Consider the following 411-nt stretch of genomic DNA (forward strand, 5'->3'; position numbering starts at 1 on the left):
GTACGACGCCTTCGTCGACAAGCTGAAGGCCGCCGTGGCCAAGCTGAACATCGGCAACGGCCTGGAAGCCGGCGTGACCACCGGTCCGCTGATCGACGCCAAGGCCGTGGCCAAGGTCGAGGAACACATCGCCGACGCGGTCTCCAAGGGCGCCAAGGTGGTTTCCGGCGGCAAGCCGCACGCCCTCGGCGGCACCTTCTTCGAGCCGACCATCCTGGTCGACGTGCCGAAGAACGCCCTGGTGTCCAAGGACGAGACCTTCGGCCCGCTGGCGCCGGTGTTCCGCTTCAAGGACGAGGCCGAGGTCATCGCCATGTACAACGACACCGAGTTCGGCCTGGCGTACTACTTCTACGCCCGCGACCTGGCCCGCGTGTTCCGCGTCGCCGAGCAACTGGAGTACGGCATGGT

The 411-nt window shown here is 66.7% G+C and carries 1 protein-coding gene; it reads left to right on the forward strand.

Translation table 11 applies throughout. The annotated features are described in order from the left end of the window. The coding region (locus BST14_RS31830) for an aldehyde dehydrogenase family protein (protein WP_142279699.1) at positions 1-411 on the forward strand (411 nt) is incomplete at both ends.

Source organism: Mycobacterium arosiense ATCC BAA-1401 = DSM 45069, assembly GCF_002086125.1.
Lineage (GTDB): Bacteria > Actinomycetota > Actinomycetes > Mycobacteriales > Mycobacteriaceae > Mycobacterium > Mycobacterium arosiense.